We start from the raw sequence: 16,604 nt of genomic DNA, 5'->3' as shown, positions 1-16,604 counted from the left end.
CCAAACAACGTTGGAGACGTTACACATCGGAAGCGGGGTTCATCTCCCGGGTTCCACGACCCGGGACTGCGGGCCGCGCCGCGCATGCCCGCCCTCCCCCGATCGGCTCGCACCACGAGGCCCCCGGAGAGGTGTTCACACGCCGTAGACCGGCTCCGGTCCGGGCGCGTCGGCGAGCAGCTTGGTGACCGCGTCGCCGATCTCGGCCGGTTCCCACCGGGCGTCCCGGTCGGCGCGCGGGCCGTGCCGCCAGCCGTCGGCGAGCGCGATGCGCCCGCCTTCCACCTCGAACATCCGCCCGGTGACGTGCGACGACTCCACCGACCCCAGCCAGACCACCAGAGGCGCCACGTTGGCCGGGTCCATGGCGTCGAAGCCGCTCTCCGGCCGGGCCATCATCTCGGCGAAGACCTCCTCGGTCATCCGGGTCCGGGCGGCCGGGGCGATGGCGTTCACGGTCACGCCGTAGCGGCCCAGCTCGGCCGCCGCCACCAGGGTGAGGGCCGCGATGCCCGCCTTGGCCGCGGCGTAGTTGCCCTGCCCGACGCTGCCGAACAGCCCCGCCCCCGAGGAGGTGTTGATCACCCTGGCGTCCACCGGCCCGCCCGACTTCGACCGTTCCCGCCAGTGCGCCGCGGCATGGCGCAGCGGCAGGAAGTGCCCCTTGAGGTGGACGCGGATCACGTCGTCCCACTCCTGCTCGGTCATCGAGACCAGCATCCGGTCGCGGACGAACCCGGCGTTGTTCACGAGTACGTCCAGCCGCCCGAAGGCGCTCAGCGCCATCTTCACCAGCCGCGCCGCGCCGTCCCAGTCGGCGATGTCGTCGCTGTTGGCCACGGCCTGCCCGCCCAGGGCGTGGATCTCCTCCACCACCTCCAGCGCGGGACCTCCGGAGCGGCCCGCCCCGCCCGGACCGGCGCCCAGGTCGTTGACCACGACCTTGGCCCCCTGCCGGGCGAACTCCAGGGCGTGCTCCCTGCCGATGCCGCGCCCGGCGCCGGTAACGATCACTACGCGCCCGTCACAGATCCCGCTCATGCCAAGGTCCCTTCGCCGTGATCATCCAGAGTTTCCCGGGCGTTCACCGCCCTGTCCAGACACGGCCCCCAGCGGAGGGGGTTCCGCCGTCACCTTATCGAGCAAGCGTTAGGTTTGATAGCGGGAAAGCCAAAGAAGCGCCTTTACGAAGTAATGTCAGACCATTCCGGATATATCCACACCTGGAGTGGCAGGTACGGGCACCCCGGTCGACCGGTCCGGACGGGCGGACGGGGCGGTCAGGATGGGCGGACGGTCAGGCCGGCGGGGCGGGCGGTCAGGCGGAGAGGTCTCCCGCGAGCAGTTCGGCCGCCGCCTGGCCGCAGACCCGGGCGGCGCCGTGGGTGGCGACGTGGACGGCGCCGAAGTCGGAGCGACCGGGCAGCCCCATCTCCACCACGACCGTGTCCGGGCGGGCAGACAGGAGGTGGGCGAGCGCGTCCGCCTGCCATGGGTGGCGGTGGGCGTCACGGACCACGGTCACCAGGGGTCGGCCCGCGGCGGACGCCAGGGCGGCCTCGACCGCACCCCCGGTCGCGGTCGAGGCGCCCAGGCGGGTCACCGTGGTGCCGGGCAGGAGCTTGCCGAGCGGCTCTCCGACGCCCCAGGGCGTGCCCTTGTCGATGGCGAGGTTCATCTCCGGGGCGAGTTCGACGACGTGCGGCGGAGCGGACAGGGGCAGGACGGCGTCCGCCGAGCGCCGGGTGACCTGCAGGGCGCGCCGGGCGGCGGCCAGACCGGCCGGGACGTCGCCGGGGTGACCGGGAACGGCCGGGGAGAGGTGGCCGGAGGCGCCCCAGACGGCGAGGGCCTCAACCCTGCGGGCCGCGTCGGCGAGCCGCTCCTCGGGCAGCCACCCCTCGATCACGGCGTCCACGATGGCGTCGCGGATCATGACGGCGGTCCGCTCGTCGGCGTGCTCACCGCCCACGCAGACGGCGTCGGCACCCGCGGCGATCGCGCGGGCGGACGCCCCGCCGAGGCCGTGGGGGCCGGAGACGGCGGCCATCTCGATGCCGTCGGTGATGATCACGCCCTCGAAGCCCATCTCAACCCTGAGCAGGTCGTGCAGGATCCGGGCGCTGAGCGTCGCGGGCATCTCCGCATCGTAGGCGGGAACGAGCAGGTGGCCGGTCATGACCAGGCGCACGCCGGCCTCGATGGCCGCACGGAAGGGGCGCAGCGCCACCTCGTGGAGTTCCTCGGCGGTGGCGGCGATCAGCGGGAGCCCGTGGTGGGAGTCCACGGAGGTGTCCCCGTGGCCGGGGAAGTGCTTGGCGCAGGCGGCCACATGGGCGGACTGCAGGCCCTTGATCCAGGCGACGGTGTGCCGGGCGACGAGTTCGGGGTCGGCGCCGAAGGAACGCAGCCCGATGACCGGGTTGTCAGGGTTGGAGTTCACATCTGCCGAGGGCGCGAAGTTGAGGTTGACGCCCGCCCGGGCGAGGTCGCGGCCGAGGCCCCTGCCGATCTCCTCGGTGAGTTCGGTGTCGTCCACGACGCCGAGCGCGAAGTTCCCGGGCCGGGTGCTCCCGGTGGCGGCCTCCAGGCGGGTGACCTCCCCTGACTCCTCGTCGATGCCGACGAGCGCGCACGGGTTCTCCGCGCGGAGCGCGGCCGTCAGCTCGGCCACCTGGGACGGGGAGGCGATGTTGCGGGAGAAGAGGACCACCCCGGTCAGCCCGCCGGCCAGGCGCCTGCGGAGCCAGTCGGGCGGGGCCTGCCCCTCGAATCCCGGGAAAATGACCGTGTCAGCCATACGGAGCAACTCCGGCCCGCGCTTCATGCATCCTCCTCGCCTGGCGGACCGGCGGCATGTCATGCCGAGAGCGCGCAGACAACCGTCGTCCCGACCCCTCGGGAAAGCGCTCCCCGTGGGTTTGGAGGTAAATCTAATAGGAAAGTTTCCTATTTGCCAGAGGGCTGACCATAGGCTTTCGTGACAGTCGGATCACAGGAACCGCTTCCCGGCTATCCCGCGACGGACCCCGGTGCGACGCGGGCCGGCGCGTTCTCGTGAACAAGCGATTGCGCAAGGGCTCATAATGGGAGGGTGAACACGCGAAAGAACTCCGGCGGCGCCGCCACCACCCCGGTCAAGCGCCAGGGCGCGACGAAGCGGGCGGCCGCATCCGGCTCCGCCTCGGAGCGCCGCGACCACCTCGTCAAGCTCGCCGCCGAGCTCTTCGCCCGCAAGGGGTTCCAGGCGACCACCGTCCGCGAGATCGCGGAAGAGGCCGGAATTCTATCGGGGAGCCTCTACCACCACTTCGACTCCAAGGAGACGATCGTCGACGAGGTGCTCAGCACCTTCCTCGACGACCTCATCGGCCGCTACCGCGCCGCGCTGGAGCAGGACGGCGAACCGCGCACGGTCCTGTCGGAGATGGTGCGGATCGGCTTCAGCACCCTCGAACCGCACCGCGCGGCGATCACGGTCATGCAGAACGACTGGAACTACCTGCGTTCCCTCCCCGGCGACCGCTTCGACTACCTGGTCAAAGCCGAAGAGGAGGTCGAGCGCATGTGGGTCGAGCAGATCAAGCGCGGCCAGGCCCTCGGCCAGTTCCGGGGGGACGTGGACCCCAAGCTCACCTACCGCATGATCCGCGACACCATCTGGGTCGCCGTCCGCTGGTTCCGCCCGGGCGGCCGCCTCAACACCGCCGGTCTCGCCGACCACTACGTCACCGTCCTCTTCGACGGGCTGGCCACCGGGGAGCGCACGAGCCAGAAGGCGTGATCCGCCCGCCCGCGGGACGCGGGCCGCGGCGCGCCCTCCGGACGGGACGGCGTGGCCCGGGCAAACAGGAAGGCATGAGTTCCCCGCGGGCGGACCGTCTCACGGTACGCTCTACGGCCGGCGAGGCATGAGTCGTCCGTGAAAAGCGAACGAGGAGTGGTGAGCGAGCGTGGAGGCACTCCTGAAAGCCGTGCGGCTGGCGCTCTCCGAGGTCGCCGACCCCGCCAGGGCTCCGGCCATGCAGTCCTACATGAAGTCCGCCATGCCCTTCCTGGGGGTGCAGGCCCCGGCCCGGCGCGCCGTACTGCGGAGAGTCTTCGCCGAGCATCCGATCGGGAGCGCGCCCGAGTGGCGCAGGGCCGTGCTCGCCCTGTGGCGGGGGGCCGAATACCGCGAGGAGCGGTACGCCGCGATCGCCCTCACCGAGTTCCCGGTCCAGTGGGGTCAGACGCTCTACACTCTGCCGATCTACGAGGAGATGATCGTCTCCGGGGCGTGGTGGGACTTCGTCGACGAGGTCGCAACCCGGCGGGTCGGCCCCCTGCTGCGCAAGTTCCCCGACACCATGCGCCCGCTCATGCTCGAATGGGCGCACAACGGTGACCTCTGGAAGCGCCGCGCCTCGATCATCTGCCAGATCAAGTTCAGGGACGCCACCGACACCGGCCTGCTCTACGCCTGCATCGAGCCCAATCTGTCCGACACCGACTTCTTCACCCGCAAGGCGATCGGCTGGGCCCTGCGCGAGTACGCCAAGACCAACCCCGACGAGGTCGTCCGCTACGTCGCCCACAAGGGCATCAGCGGCCTGAGCCGCCGTGAGGCCCTGAAGAACCTTCCCGTCCGGTAACCGGGCGCCTGTCTCCGAACCACCCGCACCCTGCGTCCGGCCGGTACGGCACCGTACTTGCGCACTCCTCCCGCCGCACGGCGGTGCGTCGCCTCACCCCCGCATGCGCCCGGCAAAGTACGTTAGGTTAGCCTTCCCTAATAAGTATGAGGAATGCCTAACCTTACTTCAGGAGTGTCATGAAGGCTCTATCCCGCCGCTGGACGACCGCCGTCCTCACGGCCGCGGCCGTGCTGGTTGTCGGCGCCTGCGGTTCCGGTACGGACTCCGCCGGGACGAAGAGCGCGGATGCCGGGGCGGAGGGCGCGGCCCAGACCCGCAGCGTCCAACACGACGCGGGCACCGCGGAGGTCCCGGTCGCGCCCAGGCGTGTCGTCTCCGTGAGCGTGACCCTCACCGGCCACCTGCTCGCCCTGGAGGCGCCGCTGGTCGCCTCGCAGGCCACCCCGCCCAGCGCGATCACCGACGGCAACGGTTTCTTCTCGCAGTGGGCAGACGTGGCCAAGCAGCGCGGCGTCCAGGTGGTCTACCAGGGCTTCGAGGCCGACATCGAGAAGGTCATCGCGGCCAAACCCGACCTCATCATCGGCTCCGCCTCCGGCGCGGACAGCACGCTCAAGGTCTACGACCGGCTCAAGGCCGTCGCGCCGACGGTGCTCTTCCGCCACGACAACCTCTCCTGGCAGGAACTGATGACCAAGCTGGGCGGCGCGCTCGGCCTCGAGGAGAACGCCAAGAAGGTCGTCGCCGCCTACGACCAGCGGGTGGCCGAGGTGAAGGGCAAGATCGGCAAGCCCGAGCACGACGCCGTGCTGCTGCGCGACAACAACACCGACATCCCCGTGTTCACCGACGCCTCCGCGCAGGGCGCGCTGCTCACCTCCCTGGGCTTCACGCTCCACCCGATCGACGCCGCCTTCGCCGCCGAGGACAACAGGGAGGGCGGGACCCGCAAGGACATCGTGAGCGTCTCCCAGGAGAACGTCGTCAAGGCGTTCGGGGACAGCTCGCTCTTCTTCGTCAGCCACAGCGCCGACGAGATCACCTCGACCCAGGCCAAGCCGCTGTGGAAGGACCTGTCCGCGGTCGCCGACAAGCGCGTCTACGACCTGGGCCTCGACTCCTTCCGCATCGACTACTACAGCGCCTCCAACATCATCGACCGTATCGAGAAGCAGTTCGCCTCCTGATGCGGAACGTCCCTCCGCAGCTCCCCTGCCCTCGTCCTCCCGAGGTCGTCACCGGGCGGCGCGTCGCCGCGCTGGCCGCCGACCTGCGAGCGGGACGGGCGGGGGCGCTGGACGCGTTCTGGGCGGAGGTGGCCGCGCGGGGCACGCCCCTGGTCGAGGAGATCCCCGGCGACCCCGGCCACCACGCCGTCACGTTCCTGTGGCGCGGTGCCGCGGAGGACGTGCTCGTCATGGCCAACAAGATCACCGACCCGGGCATGCCCGGCGCGGGCCTGATGGAGCGACTCGGCGGAACCGACGTCTGGCACCGTACCCTCCGGATCAGGTCGGGCTGGCGCGGTTCCTACCGGCTCGCGCCGCGTGCCGCCGGAACCGCCTCCCCGCCGGTCGTCGGCGAGGCGGCGAGACGGCGGGACGCCATGATCGCCGCCGGCTCCCCCGCGCCGCGCGCGGCGGTCGAGCGCTGGTGCCTGGGGCTGACCCAGGCGGTCACCGACCCGTTCAACCCCAGGACCGTGGCCGGGCACTCCGTCGCCGAACTGCCGGGCGCCCCGCCGCAGCGCTGGCTCGCGCCCGGGCCGCTCCGGGGCCGGACGGACCGCCGTACGATCGGCGGCCGGACCGTGTGGCACTACCGGCCGGACCGGCCGCCGGAGGGCACCCTCGTGCTGCTGGACGGCGAACGCTGGCTCGGCGATCTGCCGGTCGTCCTCGGCAACCTGGCCGCGGCGGGCGCCGTGCCCCCGCTGTCCGCGCTCCTGGTCCAGGCGGGTTCTCCTGCGGCCAGGATCCAGGATCTGACCTGCGATGACGACTTCGTCGCCTTCCTCGCCGACGCCCTGCCGTCCGGGGAGCACCCGCCCGCCCGGACCGTCGTCGCGGGGCAGAGCCTCGGCGGGCTGACCGCCCTGTACGCCGCCCACCGCCGCCCGGACCGGTTCGGGTCCGCCGTCTCGCAGTCGGGCTCGTTCTGGTGGCCCAACGACCCCGGCGGCTCCGGAGGCGAGTGGCTGACCGCCGAACTGGCCGCGACCGGCCGGGTCCCGGACCGGGCCTATGTCGAGGTCGGCACCTACGAGTGGGCACTGCTCGGCTCGACCCGGCGGCTGCGCGACGTGCTCCGCGCGAGGGGGTGCGAGCTGACCTACCGGGAGTACGAGGGCGGGCATGACGCCGCCTGCTGGCGCGGCTCGCTCGCCGAGGGCCTGATCGCGGTCCTCTCCTGATCCCGGGAACCGACCCGCACTCGGGAACGACCGGCACTCGGGAACGACCGGCACTCAGGAACGACCGGCGCGCCACTCCCGGTGGAGCAGCCAGGCCAGGTAGATCCCGCCCAGGCCGCCGGTCAGCACGCCCACCGGCAGCTGGCCCGGGGTCGGCAGCCGCTGGGCCGTCAGATCGGCGGCGGCCAGCAGCAGAGCGCCGGTCACCGCCGCGGCGGCCACTCCCGCGCCGGGCGCCCGGGTCAGCCGCCGGGCCAGCTGGGGGGCGGCGAGGGCGACGAAGCCGATGGGACCCGCCACGGAGACCGCCACCCCCGACAGCGCGACGGCCGACAGCAGCAGGGCCAGGCGCAGGCGCTCCACCGTGAGACCGAGGGCGGCGGCCGCGTCGTCGCCCATCTCCATGATGGCCAGCGACCGGCCCAGCCCGAGTGTCACCGGCAGCAGCACGACCAGCGCGCCCGCCACCGGCCACACCCGCTCCCAGCCGGCCCCGGCCAGGCTGCCCACCAGCCACACCTTCGCTCCCTGCGACTCGTACAGGTCGGCCCTGGTCAGCAGGTAGGCGGTCATCGAGTGCAGGGCGGCGGTGACGCCGATGCCGACCAGCACCAGCCGGGTGCCCTGCACGCCGCGCTTGAACGACAACACGTAGACGGCCAGGGCGGCGGCCAGACCGCAGGCCAGCGCACCGGCGGTCACGGCCGCCGGGGTGACCGCCCCGACGACGAGGATCATCAGGACCGCGCCCGCCGCCGCACCCGCGTTCACCCCGATCACGTCCGGACTGCCCAGGGGGTTGCGGGACAGGCTCTGCACCACCGCGCCCCCGGCGCCCAGAGCCGCCCCCACCAGCAGCGCGAGCAGCGCCCGGGGGGCGCGCAGCTCGAAGACGACCATCTCGCTCATGGCGTCGCCCCGCCCGAGCAGGGTCGTCACCACCTCGTCCACCGGCACCGCCGAGCCGGTGCCCATGGCGGCCAGCGCCACCCCGCAGACCGCGGCGAGCAGGCCGAGGACGACGGCCGCGGCGCGGAGATGGATCCGCAGCGAGATCCGCCGCGACGGGGTGCGCAGAACGCGGTGGGCGCCGTGGACGCTCACGCGTCCTCCTTCGAAGGCCGCGTGCGCTGTGCTGCTGCGTCCATGGTTCGCTCGCTCACGAATTCACCATTCCGGGGTGGGTGACCGACGGCGGGTTCGACGGCGGGTTCACAGGCGGACGATCCGGCGCCGGCGCAGGATGTAGACGAACACCGGGGCGCCGACGAACGCGGTGACGATGCCGCTCTCCAGTTCGCCGGGGCGGACCACGACCCGGCCCAGCACGTCGGCGGTCAGCAGCAGGGCCGGGGCGAGCACCGCCGAGTAGGCCAGTACCCAGCGGTTGTCCGGGCCGGTGAGGGCGCGGACGGCGTGCGGGGCCATCAGCCCGATGAAGCCGATGGGACCCGCGGCGGCGGTCGCCGCACCGCACAGCAGCATGATGGCCGCCGCTCCGACGAGGCGGATCCGGGCGAGGTTCGCCCCCAGCCCCTGGCCCGCCTGCTCGCCGAGCGCGACGGCGTTGAGGCCGCGCCCGAGCCCGAGGGCCAGGACGGCGCCCACCGCGACGAACGGCGCGACCTGCCCGACCACCTCGGCGTCCCGTCCGGCGAGCGCGCCCACGTCCCAGAACCGCCACTTGTCGAACACCGTGACGTTCAGGGTGAGCACCGCCTCGATGACCGCCAGCAGGGAGGCGCTGACCGCCGCCCCGGCGAGCACCAGCCGGGCGGGGTTCGCCGCGCCCCGTCCCGTCGTGCCGAGCGTGTAGACGGCGGCCGCGGCCGCGGCCGCGCCGGCGAGGGAGAACCAGACCCAGCCCCGCATGTCGGTGATGCCGAAGAACAGGATGGAGCAGACCACCGCCAGTGAGGCCCCGGCGTTCACGCCGAGCAGTCCCGGGTCGGCCAGCGGGTTGCGGGTGAGCGCCTGCATGAGCGCCCCGGCCAGGCCGAGCGCCGAGCCGACGCAGAGACCGAGCAGCGTCCGGGGGATGCGCAGGTCGTGGACGATCGCCGCGGTCTCGCCCCCGTCGGGCCACCAGAGCTGCCGCCAGATCTCCGCGGGCGGGATCGCCTGGGCGCCGACCGCGAGGCTGAGCACGGTCACCGCGGCGAGGACCGCGAAGGAGACGGCCAGTCCCGTCCACCGCATCAGGCCTCCCGGCGCGAAGATATTAGGAGAGGCTAACCTTATCGCTAGCCGATCAGCGGTGGAGACCCGGGTGACGGGGAGTCCTTCCGGGCCCGGCCGGAGCGCGACGACCACGAATCGGATGAGACCAGCGAAACCGGATGGTGCCGCCGGAGCCGAACGGCGTCGGCGGAATCAGCCGGTACCGTCTCACCTGCCTCGCGTGACCTTCTCGCGAATCTGGGCGAAGGCCCTGGTCGCGCCCAGCGGGTGGTAGGACCACGGCCACTCGGTCCGGTTGTCGCCGATCACCTGGAACTGCGCCCGGCAGGCCTCGTGGTCGTCCGCCAGGAAGAAGGCGAAGGCGAAGGTGTTGTACGGCCCCGGCCAGCCGGGGCCGCGCCGGTAGCCGGGGTGGTTGACCGACTGCGCGGCGGCCGAGCGCAGTTCCGCGCGGACCTCGGGGTGCGTCATGTGGAGGTTGTCCTCGCCCTCCGGCAACGACAACCAGTACTCGATGTGCGCGTCGGCGATGAGATGACCCAGCGGGCTCGCCGGCGAGGAGGCGGTCACCGCCTTGCGGGCGAAGGCGAACATCTCCTCGTGGCTCCCGGCCCATTTCCGGCACAGGTACTGCAGCATCTGCTCGTGCGCCGCCACGTGCCACGGGTGCCTGCCGACCGCCTCGTGGAAGCGGCGCTCGGTCTCCTCCCGGCCGACCCGCCGCCCCCGGGCCGACGTCACGAGCCACGTCCACGCCGTGGTGTCGTCCGGATCCCTCTCGACCACCTCCTCCAGGCAGTCCTCGGCCATTTCCAGGCGTCCGTGGAACTCCTTGAGCTGCTGCTCGGGTGTGAACGACGTGTACGCGGTGCCGCGCGCCTCCCAGGCCCACACCACCCCGTGGGCTCCCTTGACCAGAAGCGGGAGGGTGGAGTGCGGCTCCGCCTCGATCCACTGGCCGATCCAGTCCTGCACCCCCCGTGCCTCGGAGCAGATGCCCACGTAGAAAGCACGGGCGTCCGGATCGGTGACCCCGTTGAGGAAGTCCCGGACGACCGGCCAGTTCCGCCCGGCCATCGCGTCCCGCACCATCCTCCCCGCGGCGTCCCCCAGGCATGGGTCAATGGGCACCGCCGTGGTCGATGGCTTCCTCCGAAAAAGCCGCATATTGCACCACTTCGCAAGACATTTCGTTAATCGCGAAGCACAACATACAAGGACTCTTGTGACTTATATCCCATATCATCAAAAAGAGGGAGGCGTACGGCCTCGCCGCCCCGGGCGGACCGCATGCCGTTCAGTCGTCCCAGGTGAGCCGCACGCCGTTCAGCCACCCCGGGTGAGCCGCACGCCGTTCAGCCACCCCGGGTGAGCAGCGCGGCACTGCCGTAGCTGCCGCCGAACCCCGTCACCAGCGCCGTCTGCCGGCCCGCCCGCAGTTCCCGTACGGCCTGCGCCACGTTGTTGAGCCCGTGCACGTACCCCTCCGAGAGCAGGCCGCCGTGCGGGTTGACGGTGGCGTGGCCGCGCCGCAGCAGGAACTCCCCCAGCTCGGCGCGGGCCGCCAGGCCGAAATCCTCCAGCTGGCGGGGGACCAGCCAGGAGTACGCGTCGTAGAGCAGCGCCACGTCCACATCGCCCGGCCTCATCCCCGAGCGTTCCCAGAGCAGCGGGGCGAGGTGGCCGGAGAAGATCCGGGTGACGTCCGGCGCGCGGTCCATCGCCGAGCAGCCGGGGCCGCCGCCCCGCACCACGGTGTGGATGCGCGGCGCCTCGGGCGCCAGCCGCACGTCCCGGACCACCAGCGCGCACGCGCCGTCGGTCTCCTGGCAGCAGTCGACGGTCCGCAGCGGCGAGCAGACGTACGGCCGGGCGAGATAGTCCTCCAGGGAGAGCGGGTCCCGGCGCAGGGCCCGGGGGTTGGCGGCGGCGTTCTCGCGGGACTGGGCGACGACCGCGTGCAGGTGCTCCTCGGTGAGACCGGTCTCGTACAGATAGCGCTGGGCGGCCAGGGCGAACATCGGGATCGGGCCGGCCATGCCGTACGGGACGGTGAAGCGCTCCTGCGGGCCGGTGGAGACGGTGTTCATGCGTGTACCGGAGCGGCCGTTCAGCGCCCGGTAGACGAGGACCGTGCGGGCCAGGCCCGCGGCGATCAGCATGGCCGCCTCACCCAGGATGGAGGCCGCCTGGGTGCCGCCGCCGGTGATGTCGTTGTGCCAGCCCAGCGGCTCGATCCGCAGCGCCGAGGCGACCTGGACGACCGGGACGGAGTCGTTCATGTGGTAGCTGAGCACCGCGTCGGCCTCGCCCGGCTCGATCCCCGCGTCGGCGCAGGCCGCACGGGACGCCTCGACCGCGAGCTCCAGCTCGGTCCTGCCCGACTTCCTCGTCAGGGCCGTCATCCCGATCCCGGCGACGACGGCCACCCTGCCCCGCATCGAACTCCCGAGAGCGTCGGGTCGCCCGCCGGGGCGGGGCGCGATCCGCCCCGGCGGGCGACGTTCCGTGGGCGCCCGTACGGGGCTGCCGCACGCCACGCTAACGCGACCCCGATATTTAGGCAAGCGCTTGCTCGGTTTGGCGGCTCACTCCCGCCCCGGCTCTCGCACGGCCTCACGCAGACTGCGGGGCCCCATATCCGTCCACGCCTTGTCGACGTACTCAAGGCAGCTGTTACGGTCGCCCGAAAACCCTTCATCCCGCCACCCTGGCGGCGTGGGGCGATCAGACGGCCAGATCGAGTACTGCTCCTCGTGATTGATCACTACCTTGTGGTCACCATCGGGCATGGGTACTTCCACTCCCTATTCACCGTGCCGGGATTGTCGGGCACGTCAAAGAACAATAAGGGGCTTAGGGCCACAGAACATGACAAAGTACGGCCAACGACAGCACACATGGCACTTTATCCGGCCCCGACAGACTCGGCGGTCGCCGCCGACGGAGTGCCGCCGATTGAAGTGCACTGGAACACGGCAAGTCAACACTTGTACGGAGAGCCGTACATAACAATCACCAATCGGACCCGTAGCCGCAAAGTGGAGCATTGACATCACGTCGGTGAATTGTGGAATATGGGTCGGGCCCAAACTCGTCACCGCGATTTGGGATCATAACGGGCAATCCATCCGTTTTGTGGCAATCCTTAATTCCGTGCTTACCGGCGTGGAAAGGGGTTCGATCCAGCATGGCGCTGCAGAGTCACCCTCCGTTACCGTCCAGGGCGACATGACCGGACACGCCGAGGTCGTCGACAGACACGATGACCCAGTCACGGGGGAGTTCACGGGGAATCCCGGCACCGGGCCGACAGGAGGGGGCCCATGACCGCGTTGGCGGTCATCGGCACCGGTGGCCTGGCCAGAGCCGTCTGCTACGCCCTCGCGGTGACCGGTCCGCCGGCTCGGATCACCGTGATCGGGCGCGATCCGGCCCGGACCGCCGAGTTGTGCCATGTCGGCATGGTCAGGGCCGCGCTCGCCGGTTCCGGCGTGACCTTCCACCCGATGACGGGCCCCCTGACCGAGGCCCTGGCGGCCGCCGCTCCGGCGGGCGTGCTGCTGGCCGCCTCCAGCCAGTCCCCCTGGGAGTCGCTCAGCTCCCCCTCCGCCTGGACCTCCCTGCTCCGGCGCGGCGGCTTCGGGCTCACGCTGCCGTTCCAGGCCGAGGCCGCGATCCGCGCGGGCACCGCACTGGCCTCGGCCGCTCCCGGGTCCTGGTTCGTCAACGCCTGCTTCCCCGACGCGGTCAACCCCGTGCTGGCCGCGTACGGCGTCCCGGCGCTGTGCGGGATCGGCAACGTCGGCCTGCTGGCCGCGAGCCTGCAGACCGCCCTCGGGCTGGCCGACCAGCGGGAGCTGCAGGTGCTCGCCCACCACGCCCACCTGCACGCGCCCCCCTCCGCCGGGGACGAGGCGCGGGTCTGGCACCGTGGCCGCGCGCTCGCCGGCGTCGGCACGCTCCTGGCCGCCCAGCGGGCCGCCTCGCGCACCGAGCTCAACCACGTCACCGGCCTGGCCGCCGCCCGGGTGCTGGGCTGCCTGCTCACCGGCGGCGACCTCGACACCTCCCTGCCGGGCCCGCTCGGGCTGCCGGGCGGCTATCCGGTACGGCTCGCGGCCGGCCGGCTGAGCCTGCGCCTGCCGCCGGGCCTGGACCGTGCCGAGGCCGTCGCCTTCAACCAGCGCTCGGCCGTACAGGACGGGGTGGTCGTGGAGGGGGCACGCGTCACGTTCGGCCCCGCCGCCCGGGAGGAACTCACCCGGGTCGCCCCCGACCTCGCCGACGGCTTCCCCGTCGCGGACCTGGACCCCGCCGTCCACGCCTTCACCCGGCTCAGAGACCGGCTCAGAGACCTCCCCGCCTACCCCTGAACAGAGGTGCGCCCGACGATGCACGCAGCGAACCTGCTAATCGACTACTACGACCGCCTCCCCGCCTCGATCGCGGCCTGCGTCGACGACCTCGAACCGGTCAGATCGGACACCGGCTTCTCCCCCGGCTACCACCTGCCCGCCCTCGACGCGGACGTGGAACGTTTCCTGTCGGTGGCCACCGCCCGCTGGGAGCCGCTCGGCGAGTACGGCGAGCACCGGCTGACCCTGCTCGACCTCACGGGCAACCCCGCCACGGGCACCACCAAGACCTTCGCCTCGCTGATGATCGTCGCCCGCGCCGTGGAGTACATCAGGCGGTACGGCGAAGCGATCACGATCTTCTCTCCCACCTCGGCCAACAAGGGCGTCGCACTGCGCGACGCGGTGCTGCGCGCGATCGAGGCCGGACTGGTCCGCCCCGACCAGCTGCGCACGGTGATCCTGGCGCCCGGCTCGTGCCTGTCCAAGCTCCGCTCCAGCCGGTTGTCCACCGACCCCGCGCTGCGCGGGCTGAACCCGATGCTCGTCTACAACGGCCCCGAGCCGGAGCAGGTCAAAGCGCTCGGCCGGGCCTTCGCCGACAAGTACGCCGGCGACCTGCGGGCCAACGGCGAGAACCTGTGGTACTCGCTGGACCTGGCCAACTACCTCGTCGCCGACACCGCCAGGGCGTACTTCGAGCACGCGGCCGCCCCGGTCACCGGGCCCCGGCTGCACGCGCACGCGGTCTCCAGCGCCTTCGGGCTGCTCGGCTACCACCGCGGCCGGGACGTGCTGGAGGGCTCCGGCTCCTCCGCCCCGGAGCACCGGCCCGCCAGCCTGCTCGTGCAGCACCTCGGCACCCCCGACATGGTGCTCAGCCTCCGCAACGGGTCCTTCGACCGGACCGGCCTGCCCGAGTACACCCTGGCGGACGGCCTCTACCGGCAGTCGGCCGATCCCCGCTTCCCCGCACTGACCTACGACCCGGACGAGGTGCTCGACCCGACCTTCTACACCCACCGGCCCGCCACCTCGCCCTCGATGAACGCGATCATCGAGCGCTCGGGCGGCGACGGCATCGTGGTCTCGCTGGCCGAGTGCGTGGCCCGCTACCCGCAGGTGCGCGGGCTGCTCGCCGGGACCGGCTGCGAGCTGCCCGCCGACTTCCGCCTGCTCCGGGAGTGGTCGCTGGTCATGGCCCTGACGGGCGTGCTCAACGCCGTCGACCGCGGGCTGGCCGACGACTGGCGGGACGTGGTGGTGCACGGCTCGGGCCGCTACACCTCGGCCGACTACACGCCGCTGGAGGCGGAGGCGATGACCGAGGTCGCGACCGTCGAGGACGTCGCCGCGGCGGTCTGCCGCTGATGTCCCCCCCGGAGGACGCGATCGCCGTCGTCGGCATGGCCGGGCGCTTCCCGGGTGCTCCCGACGTGCCCTCGCTCTGGCGCAACCTGCTCGACGGCGTGGACGCCGTGCACGACTACACCGAGGCCGAGCTGCGCGCGCTCGGGGTGGGTGAGCGGCTGCTGGCCGATCCTGCGCACGTGCGAGCGGGCGGCCGCCTGACCGGAACGACCGCGTTCGACGCCGGTTTCTTCGGCATGACGGCGGGCGAGGCCGCCGCCGTGGACCCCCAGCAGCGGCTCTTCCTCGAACAGTCCTGGGCCGCGCTGGAGGACGCGGGCTGCGACCCCGCGGCCTTCGACGGGCTGGTCGGCGTGTTCTCCGGTGCCTCGGTCAACAGGCACTTCCTCTACCGGCAGTTCACCGGCGACCCGGACGAGCCGCTGGTGCCGGGCTTCGCACCCGACTACGCGGCCGCCCAGGTGGCCTACCGGCTGGGCCTGACCGGCCCCGCCATGGCCGTGCAGACCGCCTGTTCGAGCTCGCTCACCGCGGTCTGCGTGGCCGCCCAGCACCTGCTCGACTACCGCTGCGACCTGGCGCTGGCGGGCGGGGTGAGCGTCACCGAGCCCCGGTTCCGGCACACGCCCGGCGGCCTGGTCTCACCCGACGGCCGCTGCCGCGCCTTCGACGCCGCGGGCCGGGGCGGCTCCTACGGCAGCGGCGTGGCGGTCCTGGCGCTCAAGCGCCTGCGGGACGCGGCCGAGAGCCGGGACCGGGTCCTCGCCGTGCTGCGGGGCTGGGCGGTGGGCAACGACGGCGCCCGCCGGGCCGGGTTCGCCGCCCCCGGGCTCGACGGGCAGGCGAGCGTGGTGGCCGAGGCGCTGGCGGACGCCGAACTGACCCCCGGCGCGATCGGTTTCGTCGAGGCGCACGGCAGCGGCACCGCGGTCGGGGACGCGATCGAGGTCGCCGCCCTGGTCCAGGCATTCTCCGGCGACCCGCTGCCGCCGGGAACGGTCGCGCTCGGCTCCGTCAAGACCAACCTCGGCAACCTCGACGCCGCGGCGGGCGCGGCGTCGCTGGTCAAGGCCGTGCTGGCGGTACGGCACGGCGTCATCCCGGCCAACCTCCACTTCGAGCGCGCGCACCCGGACGTCGAGTTCGGCCCCTTCTACGTGCCGGTCAAGAACGTGACCTGGGAGACGGAGACCCGGCGGGCCGGGGTGAGCTCCTTCGGCCTGGGCGGGACCAACGCCCACGTGATCGTCGAACAGGCCGCGGACGGACCGCCGCGGACGGCCTCCACCGGCTGGCGCGTCCTGCCGGTCTCGGCCCGCTCGCCCGAGGCGTTGCGCCAGGCCCGTACGCGGCTGGCCGACCACCTGGAGGCCGCTCCCCGGACCTCCCTGGACGACGTCGCCCACACGCTGACCGCCGGACGCCGGGCCTTCGCCCACCGGGCGGCGATCGTCTGCCGGGACCTGCCCGAGGCCGTCGCCCGGCTGCGCGGCCTGCCGGACGGAGCACCGTACGACGCGCCGGAGGACCTGACGCGGGCGGTCGGGGCCTGGGTGGCGGGCGGCGAGCCCGCCTGGCCTCGGGCGGACGGCCGCGTCGTCTCCCTGCCCGCCTACCCGTTCCAACGGCAGGAGGTCTGACCAT

The 16,604-nt window shown here is 72.4% G+C and carries 14 protein-coding genes; 7 read left to right on the top strand and 7 right to left on the bottom strand.

All coding sequences use genetic code 11. From position 1 onward, the window contains the following. Positions 1-135: 135 nt before the first annotated feature. Positions 136-1,041: an SDR family oxidoreductase gene (locus IEZ08_RS00400; protein ID WP_068921917.1), complete on the bottom strand. Its 906-nt coding sequence runs from the start codon at positions 1,039-1,041 to the stop codon at positions 136-138. Positions 1,042-1,318: 277 nt separating this feature from the next. Next, entirely contained in the window at positions 1,319-2,800 is a 1,482-nt protein-coding gene (locus tag IEZ08_RS00395; protein ID WP_307815290.1) for a glycoside hydrolase family 3 protein, read from the bottom strand. A 294-nt stretch (positions 2,801-3,094) separates the two neighbouring features. Here IEZ08_RS00395 and IEZ08_RS00390 point away from each other — a divergent pair, with 294 nt between their 5' ends. The 4 genes from IEZ08_RS00390 (at position 3,095) to fes (ending at position 7,050) form a co-directional block, all read left to right on the top strand. Further along, a complete protein-coding gene (locus IEZ08_RS00390; protein WP_176728412.1) occupies positions 3,095-3,784 on the top strand; it encodes a TetR/AcrR family transcriptional regulator in 690 nt (229 codons plus the stop codon). 169 nt (positions 3,785-3,953) lie between these two features. Continuing rightward, entirely contained in the window at positions 3,954-4,634 is a 681-nt protein-coding gene (locus IEZ08_RS00385) for a DNA alkylation repair protein (protein WP_068921915.1), read from the top strand. A gap of 179 nt (positions 4,635-4,813) precedes the next feature. Then, positions 4,814-5,824, top strand: a complete 1,011-nt coding sequence (fepB, locus tag IEZ08_RS00380; RefSeq protein ID WP_189241436.1) for a Fe2+-enterobactin ABC transporter substrate-binding protein — start codon at positions 4,814-4,816, stop codon at positions 5,822-5,824. Then, positions 5,824-7,050: an enterochelin esterase gene (gene fes / locus IEZ08_RS00375; protein ID WP_189241435.1), complete on the top strand. Its 1,227-nt coding sequence runs from the start codon at positions 5,824-5,826 to the stop codon at positions 7,048-7,050. Before fepB ends, fes begins: the two co-directional genes overlap by 1 nt. Before the next feature lie 54 nt (positions 7,051-7,104). Here fes and IEZ08_RS00370 read toward each other — a convergent pair whose 3' ends face one another. The 5 genes from IEZ08_RS00370 to IEZ08_RS00350 all read right to left on the bottom strand — a co-directional run bounded on the left by IEZ08_RS00370 (position 7,105) and on the right by IEZ08_RS00350 (position 12,023). Further along, positions 7,105-8,154: a FecCD family ABC transporter permease gene (locus IEZ08_RS00370; RefSeq protein WP_068921912.1), complete on the bottom strand. Its 1,050-nt coding sequence runs from the start codon at positions 8,152-8,154 to the stop codon at positions 7,105-7,107. Positions 8,155-8,262: 108 nt separating this feature from the next. After that, on the bottom strand, positions 8,263-9,249 hold the full coding sequence (locus IEZ08_RS00365; protein WP_189241434.1) for a FecCD family ABC transporter permease: 987 nt from the start codon (positions 9,247-9,249) through the stop codon (positions 8,263-8,265). A gap of 189 nt (positions 9,250-9,438) precedes the next feature. Further along, positions 9,439-10,362, bottom strand: coding sequence for a tetratricopeptide repeat protein (locus tag IEZ08_RS00360; RefSeq protein WP_189241433.1), 924 nt, complete (start codon positions 10,360-10,362; stop codon positions 9,439-9,441). 224 nt (positions 10,363-10,586) lie between these two features. Further along, positions 10,587-11,672, bottom strand: a complete 1,086-nt coding sequence (locus IEZ08_RS00355; RefSeq protein WP_068921909.1) for a thiolase C-terminal domain-containing protein — start codon at positions 11,670-11,672, stop codon at positions 10,587-10,589. 147 nt (positions 11,673-11,819) lie between these two features. Further along, a complete protein-coding gene (locus IEZ08_RS00350) occupies positions 11,820-12,023 on the bottom strand; it encodes an MbtH family protein (protein WP_084779657.1) in 204 nt (67 codons plus the stop codon). A gap of 534 nt (positions 12,024-12,557) precedes the next feature. Between IEZ08_RS00350 and IEZ08_RS00345 the strand changes: the two genes are divergently transcribed. From IEZ08_RS00345 to IEZ08_RS00335, 3 genes are read left to right on the top strand one after another with little or no spacing between them, the layout of a single operon-like run. Further along, the gene (locus tag IEZ08_RS00345) at positions 12,558-13,607 is read left to right on the top strand and encodes a Rossmann-fold NAD(P)-binding domain-containing protein (protein WP_189241432.1); all 1,050 of its coding nucleotides are present in this window, start codon (positions 12,558-12,560) and stop codon (positions 13,605-13,607) included. Positions 13,608-13,625: 18 nt separating this feature from the next. Beyond that, positions 13,626-14,960: a DUF6002 family protein gene (locus IEZ08_RS00340; protein WP_189241431.1), complete on the top strand. Its 1,335-nt coding sequence runs from the start codon at positions 13,626-13,628 to the stop codon at positions 14,958-14,960. Continuing rightward, positions 14,960-16,600: a beta-ketoacyl synthase N-terminal-like domain-containing protein gene (locus IEZ08_RS00335; RefSeq protein ID WP_189241430.1), complete on the top strand. Its 1,641-nt coding sequence runs from the start codon at positions 14,960-14,962 to the stop codon at positions 16,598-16,600. Before IEZ08_RS00340 ends, IEZ08_RS00335 begins: the two co-directional genes overlap by 1 nt. The last annotated feature ends 4 nt before the right edge of the window (positions 16,601-16,604 follow it).

The organism is Planobispora rosea, from assembly GCF_014648175.1.
GTDB lineage: Bacteria > Actinomycetota > Actinomycetes > Streptosporangiales > Streptosporangiaceae > Planobispora > Planobispora rosea.
The sequence above is the reverse complement of the archived record's forward strand: the minus strand, read 5'-3'. Positions and strand labels throughout refer to the sequence as shown.

Excerpts from the sequence above, each read along its gene's own strand:
- IEZ08_RS00400 (WP_068921917.1), bottom strand. The coding sequence starts at position 1,041 with ATGAGCGGGATCTGTGACGGGCGCGTAGTGATCGTTACCGGCGCCGGG.
- IEZ08_RS00395 (WP_307815290.1), bottom strand. The coding sequence starts at position 2,800 with ATGGCTGACACGGTCATTTTCCCGGGATTCGAGGGGCAGGCCCCGCCC.
- fepB (WP_189241436.1), top strand. The coding sequence starts at position 4,814 with ATGAAGGCTCTATCCCGCCGCTGGACGACCGCCGTCCTCACGGCCGCG.
- fes (WP_189241435.1), top strand. The coding sequence starts at position 5,824 with ATGCGGAACGTCCCTCCGCAGCTCCCCTGCCCTCGTCCTCCCGAGGTC.
- IEZ08_RS00365 (WP_189241434.1), bottom strand. The coding sequence starts at position 9,249 with ATGCGGTGGACGGGACTGGCCGTCTCCTTCGCGGTCCTCGCCGCGGTG.
- IEZ08_RS00355 (WP_068921909.1), bottom strand. The coding sequence starts at position 11,672 with ATGCGGGGCAGGGTGGCCGTCGTCGCCGGGATCGGGATGACGGCCCTG.
- IEZ08_RS00350 (WP_084779657.1), bottom strand. The coding sequence starts at position 12,023 with ATGCCCGATGGTGACCACAAGGTAGTGATCAATCACGAGGAGCAGTAC.
- IEZ08_RS00345 (WP_189241432.1), top strand. The coding sequence starts at position 12,558 with ATGACCGCGTTGGCGGTCATCGGCACCGGTGGCCTGGCCAGAGCCGTC.
- IEZ08_RS00340 (WP_189241431.1), top strand. The coding sequence starts at position 13,626 with ATGCACGCAGCGAACCTGCTAATCGACTACTACGACCGCCTCCCCGCC.
- IEZ08_RS00335 (WP_189241430.1), top strand. The coding sequence starts at position 14,960 with ATGTCCCCCCCGGAGGACGCGATCGCCGTCGTCGGCATGGCCGGGCGC.